The organism is Shewanella sairae (assembly GCF_023283535.1).
In the GTDB taxonomy this organism is placed as follows: domain Bacteria; phylum Pseudomonadota; class Gammaproteobacteria; order Enterobacterales; family Shewanellaceae; genus Shewanella; species Shewanella sairae.
This window is the reverse complement of the sequence record NZ_JAKILT010000080.1, coordinates 1-14,052: the sequence shown is the minus strand read 5'-3', so window position 1 is coordinate 14,052 and position 14,052 is coordinate 1. Positions and strand designations below refer to the sequence as shown.

Annotated in this window: 13 protein-coding genes; 4 read left to right on the top strand and 9 right to left on the bottom strand. The window is 39.0% G+C overall.

Annotation, left to right across the window (positions count from 1 at the left end; all coding sequences use genetic code 11):
- Nucleotides 1–277: 277 nt before the first annotated feature.
- From L2748_RS21595 to L2748_RS21575, 5 genes are all read right to left on the bottom strand, one after another.
- Nucleotides 278–3,178 (bottom strand): type I restriction endonuclease subunit R, encoded by a 2,901-nt coding sequence (locus L2748_RS21595; protein ID WP_220783306.1) that lies wholly within the window; start codon nt 3,176–3,178, stop codon nt 278–280.
- 68 nt (nt 3,179–3,246) lie between these two features.
- Nucleotides 3,247–4,488 carry a restriction endonuclease subunit S gene (locus tag L2748_RS21590; protein WP_220783307.1) on the bottom strand — a complete coding sequence of 414 codons (1,242 nt, stop codon included), beginning with the start codon at nt 4,486–4,488 and terminating at the stop codon, nt 3,247–3,249.
- Nucleotides 4,485–6,083: a type I restriction-modification system subunit M gene (locus L2748_RS21585; protein WP_220783308.1), complete on the bottom strand. Its 1,599-nt coding sequence runs from the start codon at nt 6,081–6,083 to the stop codon at nt 4,485–4,487. Before L2748_RS21585 ends, L2748_RS21590 begins: the two co-directional genes overlap by 4 nt.
- 155 nt (nt 6,084–6,238) lie before the next feature.
- A complete protein-coding gene (locus L2748_RS21580) occupies nt 6,239–6,553 on the bottom strand; it encodes a helix-turn-helix domain-containing protein (RefSeq protein WP_220783309.1) in 315 nt (104 codons plus the stop codon).
- The gene (locus tag L2748_RS21575; protein ID WP_220783310.1) at nt 6,540–6,872 is read right to left on the bottom strand and encodes a type II toxin-antitoxin system RelE/ParE family toxin; all 333 of its coding nucleotides are present in this window, start codon (nt 6,870–6,872) and stop codon (nt 6,540–6,542) included. Before L2748_RS21575 ends, L2748_RS21580 begins: the two co-directional genes overlap by 14 nt.
- A 991-nt stretch (nt 6,873–7,863) precedes the next feature.
- Here L2748_RS21575 and L2748_RS21570 point away from each other — a divergent pair.
- Nucleotides 7,864–8,610 carry a hypothetical protein gene (locus L2748_RS21570; RefSeq protein ID WP_220783622.1) on the top strand — a complete coding sequence of 249 codons (747 nt, stop codon included), beginning with the start codon at nt 7,864–7,866 and terminating at the stop codon, nt 8,608–8,610.
- 65 nt (nt 8,611–8,675) lie between these two features.
- On the opposite strand, the gene L2748_RS21565 is transcribed toward L2748_RS21570, so the two are convergent.
- From L2748_RS21565 to L2748_RS21555, 3 genes are all read right to left on the bottom strand, one after another.
- Complete coding sequence (locus tag L2748_RS21565; protein ID WP_248957743.1) at nt 8,676–8,951, bottom strand: HU family DNA-binding protein; 276 nt, start codon at nt 8,949–8,951, stop codon at nt 8,676–8,678.
- A gap of 158 nt (nt 8,952–9,109) precedes the next feature.
- On the bottom strand, nt 9,110–9,514 hold the full coding sequence (locus L2748_RS21560) for an H-NS histone family protein (protein WP_248957742.1): 405 nt from the start codon (nt 9,512–9,514) through the stop codon (nt 9,110–9,112).
- A gap of 441 nt (nt 9,515–9,955) precedes the next feature.
- Complete coding sequence (locus L2748_RS21555; protein WP_220783426.1) at nt 9,956–10,114, bottom strand: hypothetical protein; 159 nt, start codon at nt 10,112–10,114, stop codon at nt 9,956–9,958.
- 191 nt (nt 10,115–10,305) lie between these two features.
- On the opposite strand from L2748_RS21555, the gene L2748_RS21550 reads away from it, so the two are divergent.
- The 3 genes from L2748_RS21550 to L2748_RS21540 all read left to right on the top strand — a co-directional run bounded on the left by L2748_RS21550 (nt 10,306) and on the right by L2748_RS21540 (nt 12,632).
- The gene (locus L2748_RS21550) at nt 10,306–11,307 is read left to right on the top strand and encodes an ArdC family protein (protein ID WP_220783427.1); all 1,002 of its coding nucleotides are present in this window, start codon (nt 10,306–10,308) and stop codon (nt 11,305–11,307) included.
- 57 nt (nt 11,308–11,364) lie between these two features.
- Nucleotides 11,365–11,676: a hypothetical protein gene (locus L2748_RS21545; RefSeq protein ID WP_220783428.1), complete on the top strand. Its 312-nt coding sequence runs from the start codon at nt 11,365–11,367 to the stop codon at nt 11,674–11,676.
- A 587-nt stretch (nt 11,677–12,263) separates the two neighbouring features.
- Nucleotides 12,264–12,632, top strand: coding sequence for a hypothetical protein (locus tag L2748_RS21540; RefSeq protein ID WP_220783429.1), 369 nt, complete (start codon nt 12,264–12,266; stop codon nt 12,630–12,632).
- 29 nt (nt 12,633–12,661) lie between these two features.
- Here L2748_RS21540 and L2748_RS21535 read toward each other — a convergent pair.
- Nucleotides 12,662–14,052 (bottom strand): DUF7146 domain-containing protein (locus L2748_RS21535; RefSeq protein WP_420833308.1); only part of this gene is annotated, 1,391 nt, incomplete at its 5' end.

Sequence of the window (14,052 nt, the reverse complement as noted above, 5' to 3'; positions counted from 1 at the left end):
TTGGGCTATATCTTATTAAAAGACTAATAGGGAACAGTAGAGTCAGTGAAGCCCTCTGTCATCATTATGCGCTGAAACGAATTTATGGACAATTATTAGTTAGGGGGGTAGTTCTAATTAATCTGAGATCGATTAGGAAAAGTAATTTGTTTACTCAGGAATACAAATTTCGCTACGATCCCATTGTCCTCACAACCTCCTACTTAAACCAATGGCAAAACTGAGTAGGAGGGGAGGATAGCCAGTTGCATTTGTCAATGCCCGCTTGCGATAAGCCCTAAAGTCCACCTATAAACGTATCCACAAATCCTTTAAACTTCGCAGTTAAGCGCCCGACTATTTGCTTACGTTGCAATATGGTTGGTTTACTTTCAAGTGTTGCCACGAAGTCATCTCGTAGGGGCATGACATCACCCATTTCATATCGACTAATTAAACTCTCTAATTTACCTTGATTAAGTTTTTCTTCTATTGCCATTTTCTCAAGAGCTTGACGTTTTTCTCTTTCCCAGAAGAACTCAAATTCTTCTTCTACATCAGCTTGAGCGGGGATACCTTCAAGATGTTCATTCATGAACTTCTCAATCAATGCTTTTTTACTTAATAGTGTGGGTTCTGTACCCACTAGGTTTGCAATAACTTGACGTTTTTTCTCTTTAGCCTCTTCTGTATCCTCTCCGTGCAGGTCACGTAATAAATGAAGAATGTAACCTACGTTAATTTCATCACGATGCAAAAGCTCTAGCTCAAAATCAACATCGTCTAAAATAGACACTTTTTCTTTAGTTGAGTGTTCACGGATTCTACGGCCTAAATCGGCATATTTACTGGTGAAATCTTGAAATTCTTGATCACCCATACCCGTAGATGCCATATCAAAATCGGCAAAATTACTCAGCATGTTTTTTAATTGCATTAATATCCTAAATTGAAGGACAAACAGCTTTTGAGCATTTTCATCAGGTAAGTCATCAACCGAGTCTACCGTTGGGGTAATCACCATTAACGCCTCATACGCCTTATTAAAATCAGCTAAAAGCACATCATAGGAAGGAGTTTCGATAAACTCTTTAGGTTGCTTATTGGAGAACAGCGTAAACGCTTCATCAGCGGCTTTTTTCAGGTTGCGAAAGCACACTATATTACCTTGAGACTTCTTCTCGTCGAAAAGGCGGTTAGGGCGTGAGAATGCTTGAATTAAACCATGGTGTTTCAGGTTTTTATCGACATACAACGTATTAAGCCGTTTTGCATCAAAGCCCGTCAGGAATATGTTCACAACCAAAAGAATATCAACCTCTTTGTCCTTGACACGCTGAGAGATGTTTTTGTAATAGTTATCAAACGACTTGTAATCTTTGGTTGTGTAATTAGTTGTAAACATAGCGTTATAATCACCAATAAATGATTCTAACTTATCTCGACTGTGTAGCTTTATCGCCTCGTTATCATTGCGATACTTTGCTGCGATTTCTTTAATTTCAATGGCATCCGAGCCGCCAAGTTCATACTCTTCTTCTTCGTTGGCATCATAACTAAAAATGGTCGCTATTTTTAGCGTGTGCTTACCTTCTGCTTTTTTCTTTGCAAACAATTCATAGTATTGGATAAGTTCAGGAATACCCGACACGCACAGCATGGCATTGTAAGCGCGGTTGTGAGTCTTACGGTTATGATTTGCTATAATGTAATCGGTTATCTTATCTAAACGCGCTGGCGACGATAGCAGCTCTTTAGTATCAATATCTTCCACATCAATATCTAATGCATTGTTAGAGCCATTCTTGTACTGATAGCGTCCTACGTATTCTATTGCAAACTTTAATACATTTTGGTCTCGTATGGCATCTACAATGACATAAGCGTGTAAGCGCTCATCAAATAAATCTTTGGTTGTCTTCTTAATTGAATTTTTGGCTACTGCATTTTCTGCAAAGATAGGTGTGCCAGTAAAGCCAAACAATTGAGCGCTTTTGAAGAACGCAATTAAATTCTTGTGGGTTTCACCAAATTGACTGCGATGGCATTCATCAAAAATAAAAACGATGCGCTTATCTTTTAATGGCTCCATTTCGTTCAAATAACGAGATTTAGATATCACACTGTTTAGTTTTTGCAAGGTGGTGACTATGAGCTTTGAATTCCGGTATTCATTAATTTTTTTGCCTTTAAGTGGCTTATCGACGAACTGGCGAAACAGTACGTTAGTGCTTTCAGTGCTGTCTACGCACCCCTTAGAAAAAGCGTTAAAGTCCGAGGCGGTTTGATGGTCTAAGTCCTTTCTGTCTACCACAAATACAACTTTGTCCACTTCTGGAATTGTCGTAATTATTTGTGCAGTTTTGAATGAGGTGAGCGTTTTACCTGAGCCAGTGGTATGCCAGATATACCCGTTTTTAGTGGAGGTCTTAACATGGCTAATTATGGCCTCTACAGCATAGTACTGGTAAGGACGTAACACCATTAGGCACTTTTCTGTCTCATTCAGCACAATGTATTTACTCAGCATTGCAGTTAAATGCGCGGGCTGTAAAAATACCTTACTGAAATCAACTAATTGGTTAATACTTTTATTGTTTATATCTGTCCAGTCAAAGGTTTGTTTGGCTGACATTTCACTGTTATTGGCGAAATACTGCGTGTTTACACCATTGGAGATAACAAATAGCTGGATGTAGTTAAACAAACCGTGGTTAGCATGAAAAGAATGCTTTTGGTAACGCTTGACTTGATTAAAGGCTTCTTTTAGTTCAAGGCCTCGACGCTTTAATTCTATTTGAACCAACGGTAAACCATTTACTAAAATAGTCACATCATAGCGGTTGGTAAAACTGCCTTTAACTGTGATTTGCTGTGCAACTTGATAGATATTCTTTTGCGTTTCGGGCAAAGTATCATTAAAGAGTAGCGTTAAATGGCGACTATCACCATTATCTAATGTAATGTCCAATTGCCCACGTAATGTTTTGGCCTTGGTGAAGATAGATCCTTTCTCTAGCTTGCCTAATACTTGAGCAAACTCACGCCCTGATAAAGTGCAAGCATTTGCCTTTTCAAGTTGTTTTTTTAAGTTAGCTTCAAGAGCTGCATTATTAGCTAATGCTACAACTTCAAATCCTTGTGTACTCAATTGGAAAATTAAGCTGTCTTCTAATTGCTTTTCACTTTGATAAGCCATTGAACGTTATTCTCTATGGTAAGAGCAAACAAACTAGTTCACTCTTTAATTACTTTTATTGTGTAGTCCTACACAAACATCTGCTGTAATAAGCCTTTCTTGAATTGCTTGGTTTGCTCGACTTGTTGCACTACAGCATTAACCCTTATGTCAATAGACTGTAGGAACTGAGTAATTTTTTGTTGTTCTTCTAGGCAAGGATATGGGCATGGCAAGCTCATTAAATCACTCGATGAAATATTCATACGGTCATGTCTTGCACCAAAATTAGCTACACTGTGCATATATTTATACCATGTTGCCCCGTTAAAGAAATGCTCAATAAAATCAAGTTCAACTAAATTGTTAAATCTAAACACTGAATACAATGGAGACATAACCCCTCGTATCACTTTATTTCTTCCAATTGGACCAACAGGCGCTAACACTGAAATTCGAGGGTTGTATACGAAATCATCAACATCTACAACATGATAATTATCAGTATTATCTTCTTTTGCTATTTCTTTATCAAAGTATGAACTCTGAAGTAAAACGCCATGCTTTGCAGAGTTCGTAAGTACTTCTTTAACCGTTTTATCTCTATTTTTTTGTGATTGCTTATTAGCTAGCTCATTCAATGGTACAAATTTCCACTCAGGAAACGCATTCCCATCTTCATCTTTAAAGCGAAGCTGCTGACTAAATATCTGCTGCATTACGCCTTTTTTGTATTCTTTTAAAAGACGATGATTTTCTGTAAGTTGACTGATTTTGCTATCAACTGACGTTAAGAAAGAGGCGATTTTTTGTTGTTCTTGAAGTTTAGGGGCACATAATTTAATACTCATAAAACTTGATTGAGAAATATTTTTCATACTTCCGCTAGTGCCTGTCGCTAACTCTTTTAAACGAAACTTTATTTTAGGTGTAATTAGATAACTTGCTAACCAATATGGATCGTAACTATTCTTAGTGCGAACAGACCACAATCTATCAGGTAAAAATAGATTACAGTAAGACTTTGATATATAAGCGACCTCTCCAACCAATAAAGGGGTATTCATTCGACTTATGATAAGCGAACCCACTTCAACGGATTGCTTAACTCTTACGCACTCAAACGGAAGGACTTTTTTATTTTTATTCGGCATAAAAAAACCGTTAGATACACAGCTTGTTTTAAGAATTCCAAAATCAATATTATTTACAACAGGTATATCTTCCGAATTAACACTTATTCCCGAGGATATTGAGTAAACTGTATCGTTTATAATTATTGGTAAGTGTAAATTATTACCAAATGATAGTATTGGCTTACCTATACTCATCCCTTCACCTCAAACGGTGCATCAATACCCAACTCAGCACAAAAATCAGCAATCGTCTTATCTGTCTCTAGCATGGTTTTATCGTTATCAACTAACTGTTTGGCTACCGCTGCTAAATCAACAAGTTCCTCTTCTTCAAAAGTATCAACATAACGAGGAATGTTAAGGTTGTAATCGTTCTCTTTTAATTCAGCTTGTGTGGCGATATGAGCAAATTTCTTTAACTCATCTTCTGATAAGTTTTCACGCTTCGTCACCGCATTTAAAATACGTTCTAAATCCGACTCACGAATAACATTGTTGTTTGTGCCTTTCTCAAAATGATTACTCGCGTCAATAAACAACACGTTATCATCATGCTTACGGTTCTTTTTAAGCACCAGAACACACGTAGGGATAGACGTACCAAAGAAGATATTCGCAGGTAGACCAATCACCATATCTAGGTAGTTCTTCTCAGCAATTAGATGCTTACGGATGTGCCCTTCTGCTGCACCACGGAATAGCACACCATGAGGCAATACGACTGCCATAGTGCCGTTATCATCCAATTGATGAATCATGTGCTGAACAAATGCAAAATCCGCTTTGCCTTTAGGGGCTAACTTGCCGTAATCCGCAAAACGCACGTTGTTTAAATGCAATGGGTTTGCTGACCAATCCGCAGAGAACGGAGGGTTGGCAACAACCGCGTCAAAACGCGCATCAATATGTTGGGGATCTTCTAGCGTGTCGTCATTTTGAATATCAAAACGGTTGTAATGAACATCGTGCATTATCATGTTCATACGAGCTAAGTTGTAAGTGCTTGGGTTTTGCTCTTGTCCGTAGAATTGTAAATCTTCGTTATTGGCTTCTTTTGCTACACGCAAAAGTAATGAGCCTGAACCACACGTAGGGTCATACACTGATTTAAGTTTAGGATTATTAAGCGTGACTAACTTAGCCAGTAATTTAGACACCATTTGAGGGGTATAGAACTCCCCTGCTTTTTTACCTGCACCACTGGCAAACATACCAATCAAGTATTCATACGCATCCCCTAGAATATCAATTTCACTGCTTTCTAGGTGGAAATCAATGTTATCTAAATGCTTGAGTACCTGAGATATCAGTTTGTTGCGTGCATCAGGCGTTTTACCTAATTTATTTGAGGTTAAATCTAAGTCATCAAACAGACCGTTAAAATCCTCGGCACTGTCTGCGCCCATTGTGCTGCTTTCAATATTGTTTAAAACTTGGGTAACATTATCAAGAATAAACTCACCGTTTTCACCAGCTTTAGCGATAACGTGAAACAACTCAGAAGGCGTAAAGAAGTAACCTAGTTTATCTAATGCCTCTTCTTTTATCGCTTCTAAGATTTCTTTGCCGTCTTCTGTGGTGGCATTTACATTGGCAAAAATAACGCCATCTTCTGACAGTATTTCATTAGCGTATTTATTGAGTTTATCTGATAAGTATTTGTAGAAAATTAAACCAAGAATGTAATCACGAAAATCATCAGCAGACATGTTGCCGCGTAAGGTATTGGCAATATTCCAAAGTTGCTTTTTTAGCTCTTGTTGATGTTGTTGTACATTAGTTTCGGTCATTGAAGTTAAACTCTTTAATGGTAACGCAATGCAGTGGATATTCACTGCTAAATAATGGCGAGATTCTACCAATAAGTTGCTCTTTATAGCGAGCTATCATCGGTAGCATTGCTGAAACAAAATTGAATTACGCGAGTGCTCAGCTTAATTTCTTATCAAAGCTCAACTATTTGCGATAACGTTTGCGGATGACGCTGAACCAACTTTAAAAGAGTTACCGCTTGACCATTTGGAGTGCTGCGCCCTTGCTCCCAATTTTCTAATGTGCGGGATGATGTGTGCAATAAGCGAGCAAATACACCGCGAGACATATTAAATCGTTCTCGAATACTCACTATTTCATCTGGTGAGATGTTTAATTCACTTATATCATTAAATCTATGATGTTTAAGGGTAAGCATACCCTCTGAGTGTTCTTTGGCTTCAATAAGAGCTACACTCAGTTCTGAAAATAAATCACGATTGTTCATTGCGCCACACCTCCATAAAGCTCTTTAGCTGTTTCTTTTGATCTGCGTTTAAATCGGACATTACATTCTTACCGTAAATGGTTAGTAGGTAGAAGCGTCGCTTTTCATCGAAGAAGTAATAGATAACACGCGTCCCCCCACGTTTCCCCTTACCTTTACTAGCTACTCGAATTTTACGCAAACCTCCAGTACCTTGAATTACGTCACCTTGCTTAGGGTTGAGCATTAACTCTGATTGGAAAAGCCTAAACTCTTCATCACAGAGGTATTCATTGCGGTACTTTTCAAAGATAGTTGATTCGACAAATACACTGTTCATAGAAGCAGTGTACGCGATTAACGTATGGTATGCAAAAAGAAGTGTACGTTAGTCACGTATAGAGGTGCGGTTTAATTTAGCCCTTTCGAATAAGTTTTAGTAAGGTAAACGACAATAAGCAGGATATAAACGAGTAATTACTCTAGCGAATAAAGGGGCATTTATTAGTTTGAACGTTATGACTTTTACGTGGAATTTGTAGGTAGAGATAACGTTTTTTGTTCAATAAAAATATCCGCAGTGTTAAATTGACCACAGGAGTTGTAGTTGCCCTGTTTTCATGAGGTAAGTGCTTATGTGTTCAGTAATTTGTTCTAATGGTGAATGCCAACATGTTATCACGGTTAATTTGGATGATTTAGACCGCGAAAGCGATGGATTTAGTGGGACTTATACAACATGGTATCGGTATGAGGGATATGTGGCGTGCCCTCAATGTAAACACGTTACAGAGGTGTGTTTCGTGGCTGATGTAGACGATGAAACGGACGAGATTTTAAGTGTTGAGTTGGAATAAATTAACCTGCTTCAAAATATAAAAAATAAAGATTGTCGAAAGGCATTGTTCAGAATATTATTAATTAGCTCAACGGATTAATGATTGTACGCCAGTCCTGTTCTAATCATTTTACGTTCATGTCCGTTGAGCTAACCTCATATTGTAAAGCCTGATTGTTTTTTTGCCCTTAAAGACTCCGAAATCTTTAAGGGTATTTTTTTTCCTGTCATTCAGACCTAGCACCAAACAATAGAGCACTTCATGGCTTGCTTGCGCTCGTAAGTGTGAGTAAGACGCTGCTTGTCTTCTCGTGTGTCAATTTCTCCAAGTCCCTCATTTTCGCTAATACGCCAACTCGTCACTGTCCTATGTCACAACCTAACCGGCAAGGGTTCGCTTCGCCGCGTTGCGCCCTGGCAGGTTAGAACGATGAAATAGGTCAGCGAGTTAGGCGATAGCAAAAAACGATGTACTTTAAACGGAGAAATCAACATGTCACACTCAATGACCACAGCATCTACTCACACTAACTCTGCAAGCAATCCAATCAGCTTAAAGACACAAGCAGGCTCCTACAAATCCGATATATTGAAAGCCTTACAGCGATACAGAATCGTAGACGCAAATAACCATGTTGTTGACGGTTTAGTTAACCTTGGTTTGTGCGTGGCTGAAAGGGCGCTGTGTGGCTGTTTAAATGCGGGCGGCGATTGTTGTATCCAAGATGAAGAACCTGCTTACCAGAAAGCCTTTGTGGTCGTTAATGCAGGTGTTCATCAAGGCCAATGCGGGTTTGTGGTTAAGGATTTAAAGGATAACTACCTGAGCGTTAAATTGGTTAAGAATGGCTGTCATTATGTTTTTCTAACCCATGAGCTAGATTATGTCGGGTTGGCGTTAAGTGAAACTCGTCATGGCGTTGAGGCGGTTATCTCGGTGGTTGACGGTGTAGTGACTATTGTTGCTGATAGTCAGTGTGACGGTGATATGTCGCAAATCATCGAGGAGGTCGGGGCGTTGGTGAGTGATGATGAATGGCCTAATGGCTTTACTCTGAGTGGTAAACTCTTTGCGCCTGAATCACTCCCCGCTTACTTTGTTATCGAGTCGCCGTTGGTTGGTAATCAAGAGTATTACATTACTTACAACTGCGGCGGTTATTGTGTTGACCAAAAGACGGGGACAGCAGAGTACCATAGCGGTGTGGTGATTTTTGATACGTTACGATTGAGGCGATAGCGGTTAGGTTTGGTGGAAAAACAAAAAGCGTCAAAATGACGCTTTTTATTGAGGAGCTGAGTGTATTAAGCGTTAACTGCGTCTTTCAGCGTCTTACCTGCTTTGAAGCTTGGTACATTAGCTGCGGCAATGGTTAACGGCTCACCCGTTCTAGGGTTGCGACCAACACGTTCTGCGCGCTTTGATACCTTGAACGTACCAAAGCCCACTAACGCGACTTCTTCATCAGCCTTTAGCGCTTCAGTGATAGTACCAATAAGTGCCTTTAATGCTGCATCAGCTTCTTTGATTGTGATGTCACTGTCTGCCGCGATTTTTGCTACAAGTTCTGTTTTTGTCATTGTTTCATATCCATTAGTGTTCAATATTTCCAATAACATGCACAAAATATTGAATAGTGGCAATAACATTGAGCTTATAGCGTGCTAAGCGTCTTATTATCGGTCTATATACACGGTGCTTATCCATTTTGATTTGAATAAGTCGTAGTATTTACGCTTTACTCAGTAGGCGCGATAAGAAAGTCGCTTAATTCAAATCCCTCATCAATTTCTTTTTTGAATACAGTTGGCATACGGCCTTGGCCTGTCCATGTGACCATTTCACCGTTGACTTCGATTTGATATTTAGCGGGGCGGGGTTCGCGTTTTACTTTTGGCTTCTTTATTGTGGCGTTATCTAAATCGTCAGTGCTTAATCCAAGCGCTGCCATCTTTTGCTTAATTTCTTCTATCTGCGCGTTACGCTCTGCATTAAGGCTTTCGGCTTCGGCTTCTTCTTGCTTTCTTGTTTCGATTAATGCGGCTAACTTCTCTTGAAATGATATGAGTTCGGCGAGTTCTAATTCTTTTACTGCGGCTTTGAATTTGCGTGCGTGAGTTAGAATGCTGATGAAATCAGTCATTAGATAATGTCCTTAATAGAAAATTGAATTGGAATTATTGAAAACTCAGGCTTAGAAATCAAGGCGAGTTATCGCAAGAATGAACTGATTGGGAGTTGTTTATACTTTTATTTAGTCAGTTGCCTATTTGCTCGGCGTTATTTATTAAGTCTTTGTATGCGTATATGTCGGGTATATTTATATGATTGGGGCTTTGGCTTTCTATGTAACCAAAAACAGATTAAAGCGGCGGCTACGCCGCCCTGTGTTATTGCACTGATGCAATTAAATATGCGTTTCTATATTTGAATATATTAATTAGTAAAGTAGGTGAATTGGACGGGTTCCGAAAATGCTAATCAGACCTTAGCTTGGGCGTTCCCTACGGTCGGGCTTTTCGCTTCGCTCCCCGCGATAATTATTAGCCGGTGCAAAGCGCTACAAGTAGCAAGCACAGGCTAATCATTCCTGCTCGTCAATCCCTAACGCAAAATCAAAATCAAAAGCCAAAGCAAAGACCAAAGACCAAAGACCAAAGACCAAAGACCAAAGACTTAAAGCACTAACAGCGCCTTGTTGGGTTAAGTGTGAGTAAGCTCGTCCTGGTCTCTCGTCTGTCATGGCTAAACTGTTCCCCTGCTGTTTAACGAATACCGTCCTCGTCTGCGCTTTGACTTCTAATCTGTCTCACTACACAACCTAATTTTCAAGGGTAAACAAGCGCTACGCGCCCTTGAAAATCAGAACGATGAAGTGAGTACAGGAAGTCAGGCGAAGACGAGAACGATATTCAAACAACAGGAAAACAAGCCATGACTAACTCAATCCCAGCTCAAGCAACTCACACTAATACCCACCAAGTCGCAGTTAGCCTCAAGAAACAAGCAGGCTCTCCCAAGCCCGATATCTCTAAAAGCAAAAAGCGCAAAGCTAAGAAAGTCGTTAAACCTGCTTTTGATATGTACCAAGAAGTGACTAACCAAATGATTGAGGCGTTAGAAAATGGTGTTAAGCCTTGGGTGTGTCCGTGGAAAACAAGCGGCGGTTTTGGTGGTTTGCCTGTTAATTATCAAAGTAAAAAAACGTACAGCGGAATTAATATTTTATTGCTTTGGTCTGCGGCTTCTAAATTGGGTTTCACTTCTAATTATTGGCTGACCTTTAAACAAGCGTTAGATGTTGGCGCTAATGTTCGCAAAGGTGAAAAAGGGACGCGCATCGTATTTTATAAAATGCTTGAGGTTGAAGACAGAAATACAGGCGAAAAGGAAAATATTCCAATGCTTAAATCGTTTGTTGTTTTTAATGCAAATCAAATTGACGGTTTAGATATTGAGTCAGAAATAACAACCGATAATACCGCGCCATTTGAAGCGATTGAACATGTGGAATTATTTATTAATGCCACAGGTGCGAAAATTACCGAACAAGGCGAGAAAGCGTATTTTAGACCGTCTACAGATGAAATTGTTTTGCCAAGCCGTGAACGCTTTAATGATAATTTAGATTTTTATTGTACGGCATTGCATGAGTTAACACACTGGACAGGTGCAAAGCATCGTTTAGATAGAATTAAAAATAGTCGCTTTGGTTCTAATGAATACGCATTTGAAGAATTGATCGCAGAGTTAGGCGCAAGTTTTTTAATGGCAGGTTTAAATATTAGCGGTGAGGTTCAGCACGAATCTTATATAGCGAGTTGGTTAGAGCAATTAAAGAATGATAAGCGCTATATATTTAAAGCGGCTAGCGCAGCATCTAAGGCGCACCAGTATTTAATTGAATCAACCACCGAACAACAAAAAGCAGCGTAATGATAAAAGGGCTTAGTTATTTAAGACTAAGCCCGTTAATTTTTTAAAAGGTGATGTATGTCAGCAATAAAAGCAGTTCAAACAGAAAAAGATAAACAGGCGATAGCATGGTTAGGTGAGATATATTTAACTCAAGCAGTGCAAGCGCTAATTAAAAATGCAAGCTATGAGGAGTTAGGCGGGTTATTTTACAGTCACGCGATTGGTGATTGGGGACTCATACCAGAAGACGACAAACTAAGTAATATTGAAGCGTTAAAAAATAACGGGCGGGTAATGTCATCTTATTTATTCGCAGGTGTCAAAATCTGGATTATCACAGAGGCCAATAGAGAACGTACAACCGCATTACTCCCCTCAGAATACTAATCCTCACCGTAACCAAATGAAGCCGCGCAAGCGGCTTTTTTGTGCCTAGAAATTGAATCCGCCACCCCACCGAACTATATCAAATTTGATATAGCGGTTTAGTCCTAGCTAAGTGGTTTTAGTCTGCCGCATGGCCGACTAAGATCCGCCGTTCGTGACAGAAAAGTCATAAAGTGAACCATTGCGCATCGAGGTTATAGTCAACACAAAAAAGCGATTACACACCTCGCAAAAATTGCATTTTTGCTAAGTGGTTGTCTGTAAAGGGAAAAGCAATATTGAGGCATTAGTGCAAATTAACACTAAAAAGATAGAGAAATCATAATATAAATATAATAAAAAGCTATTATGAATATATTAACTTAGGAGAAACAACGACTTAGCCGAAAAGTGCTGTTTTATATTATAATTATAATATAAATCAAAACCTGTAAAAACAAAGAGTTATGTTTGCGGTTGTTATAATTATATTATGACACGGAAAAGTGTATTATGATTATAATAACAAGGTTAATATAATCATAATAACAATTTTAGGGGTGTTATTATGATTATAATACGCCTAAAAATCTAAAAAGAGGTGAAACATGGCAAAAAACAGAGTCGTACAAGTTCCGTGTGCCGATGGACTTTATAAGAGACTTGAGGCTGAACGACTAAAGTCTGATGATAAGACGTTGGCAGAAGTTGGGCGTGAACTTTGGGAGTTTGCTCTGATGATTAAGGAGCGTTCAGAGGCAAGCGATGCAAGAACCAATAGAGAGTTGCTAGAGGAGATTTTGTTGACGGGTAAAGAGAATCAGGAGATCTTAAAGCAGACTTATTTAAACTCATTTGACAGTAGCAAAAGCACTAACACACAAGTTATTGAGCAGGTGAGAAATGGCACGGCTAAATCGAAAGAGCGTGCGAAAGAACAAGTTGAAGAATATATGGATACTGCAAAATCAGAATAAAAAAAAAGGCGGCCAATTGGCCGCCTTTGTTATTTAGTGAGTTCGTCATATTCCATTGAGCGTTCATCTTTACTGATTTGTTTGTCAGGAATAGATGCGCGTTCAAATGCTTCCATAGCACTATTTTCTTTATCGCTTATTGCGTCTGATTGTTTCGCGTTGAGTTGAGGCGAATCATTATCAGGTAGTGGGTGTTCATTGTTGGATAATATTTCCTTGGCAAGTTGTTCTAATTCGGTATGTTTAATTTGTTCGTGGTGAGTGAGTTCGGTGATTTTATCGTTGGCAATATCATTGGCCGTTTGTTCTGGTTGCTGGTCGTTGTGGGTAAGATTATTTATCGTGTCGTTAATAATGGATACGCTATATCCACGCTCTGCCATTCTATCAACAATTTCTGTTGTGAGTTTTTCATTTGGCTTATTGCTACCCATCATAATAATTATTTCATCACGTAACGCACTCATGTCTACTGTGCGTAAGTCGTGAACGTTATTGACGGCGATAATATCTACGTCATGCTTATTATCATTATTAAATGATAGGGCTTGTTCAACGCCTACAGATATAACACTGATGTTCGCGCTGCCCTCGTGGATATTAACTGAGTGTGTGGATTTATTTCCCATTAGACGCTTAGGTGTTTTTAGGTTGGCGAGTTCACCGTCTTGAGTTAAATAAGTGATTTCTGCGGCTTCCAATCCTTGTTGGTTGTTGCTTAATTTGGAAATTAAAGCAGGGTGCGTTGTTTTTGAATCTGATGAATATACATTATCGTGATAGCGTAATTCACTGTGATTTGAAATTGGCGTATCACTGGTATTAAATCGTTCTAAATAAGCCTGTGCAGGGGTTCCCTCAATATCTTTACCGTTTTCAAAGTATTCCGTTGCACGTTCTTTAAATTGGCTCATTTGTTTGGTGAGCGTGTTTAATAGTTTTTCGTGGTTTTCATTTTTAACTAAATTGAATTTTTCAGGCTCAGATAAAAAACGCTGCGCTTGTGATACAGCTTGTTTAAAAGAGATATTTTGCGTATCTGCGATCAGGTTGATAAGTGAGCCTCTATCGCCTGTTGTCCAGTCTCGATAGAAGCCTCGATACTCGCCAGTTAGGGATATTTTGATATGAGAATCGCCACTACCAAACACCAAATAATCCTTGTCTGATTTACTCATGTTAGGTTGGCCGAGTATATGCTTTGCAACGGATTCAGTGTATTGGTTCAGTTCTGTAGCGATGGCTTTGCCATACAATGACAGTCTAAATTGGCCGTCTTCTTGGTACAGTGGATTATCTTGTGGTTTGATATTGATGTCGAAATAAGGGGTATGGTGCATATCGGGTTTCTCTAAGGTTTCAATCGCAGACGTATTATCATCTTTGTTGTTTATCCACGATTTGATAAGTGAACTTTCAT

Excerpts from the sequence above, each read along its gene's own strand:
- L2748_RS21555 (WP_220783426.1), bottom strand. The coding sequence starts at position 10,114 with ATGACAGACGAGAGACCAGGACGAGCTTACTCACACTTAACCCAACAA.
- L2748_RS21580 (WP_220783309.1), bottom strand. The coding sequence starts at position 6,553 with ATGAACAATCGTGATTTATTTTCAGAACTGAGTGTAGCTCTTATTGAA.
- L2748_RS21550 (WP_220783427.1), top strand. The coding sequence starts at position 10,306 with ATGACTAACTCAATCCCAGCTCAAGCAACTCACACTAATACCCACCAA.
- L2748_RS21585 (WP_220783308.1), bottom strand. The coding sequence starts at position 6,083 with ATGACCGAAACTAATGTACAACAACATCAACAAGAGCTAAAAAAGCAA.
- L2748_RS21560 (WP_248957742.1), bottom strand. The coding sequence starts at position 9,514 with ATGACTGATTTCATCAGCATTCTAACTCACGCACGCAAATTCAAAGCC.
- L2748_RS21590 (WP_220783307.1), bottom strand. The coding sequence starts at position 4,488 with ATGAGTATAGGTAAGCCAATACTATCATTTGGTAATAATTTACACTTA.
- L2748_RS21575 (WP_220783310.1), bottom strand. The coding sequence starts at position 6,872 with ATGAACAGTGTATTTGTCGAATCAACTATCTTTGAAAAGTACCGCAAT.
- L2748_RS21545 (WP_220783428.1), top strand. The coding sequence starts at position 11,365 with ATGTCAGCAATAAAAGCAGTTCAAACAGAAAAAGATAAACAGGCGATA.
- L2748_RS21570 (WP_220783622.1), top strand. The coding sequence starts at position 7,864 with ATGTCACACTCAATGACCACAGCATCTACTCACACTAACTCTGCAAGC.
- L2748_RS21565 (WP_248957743.1), bottom strand. The coding sequence starts at position 8,951 with ATGACAAAAACAGAACTTGTAGCAAAAATCGCGGCAGACAGTGACATC.
- L2748_RS21540 (WP_220783429.1), top strand. The coding sequence starts at position 12,264 with ATGGCAAAAAACAGAGTCGTACAAGTTCCGTGTGCCGATGGACTTTAT.
- L2748_RS21595 (WP_220783306.1), bottom strand. The coding sequence starts at position 3,178 with ATGGCTTATCAAAGTGAAAAGCAATTAGAAGACAGCTTAATTTTCCAA.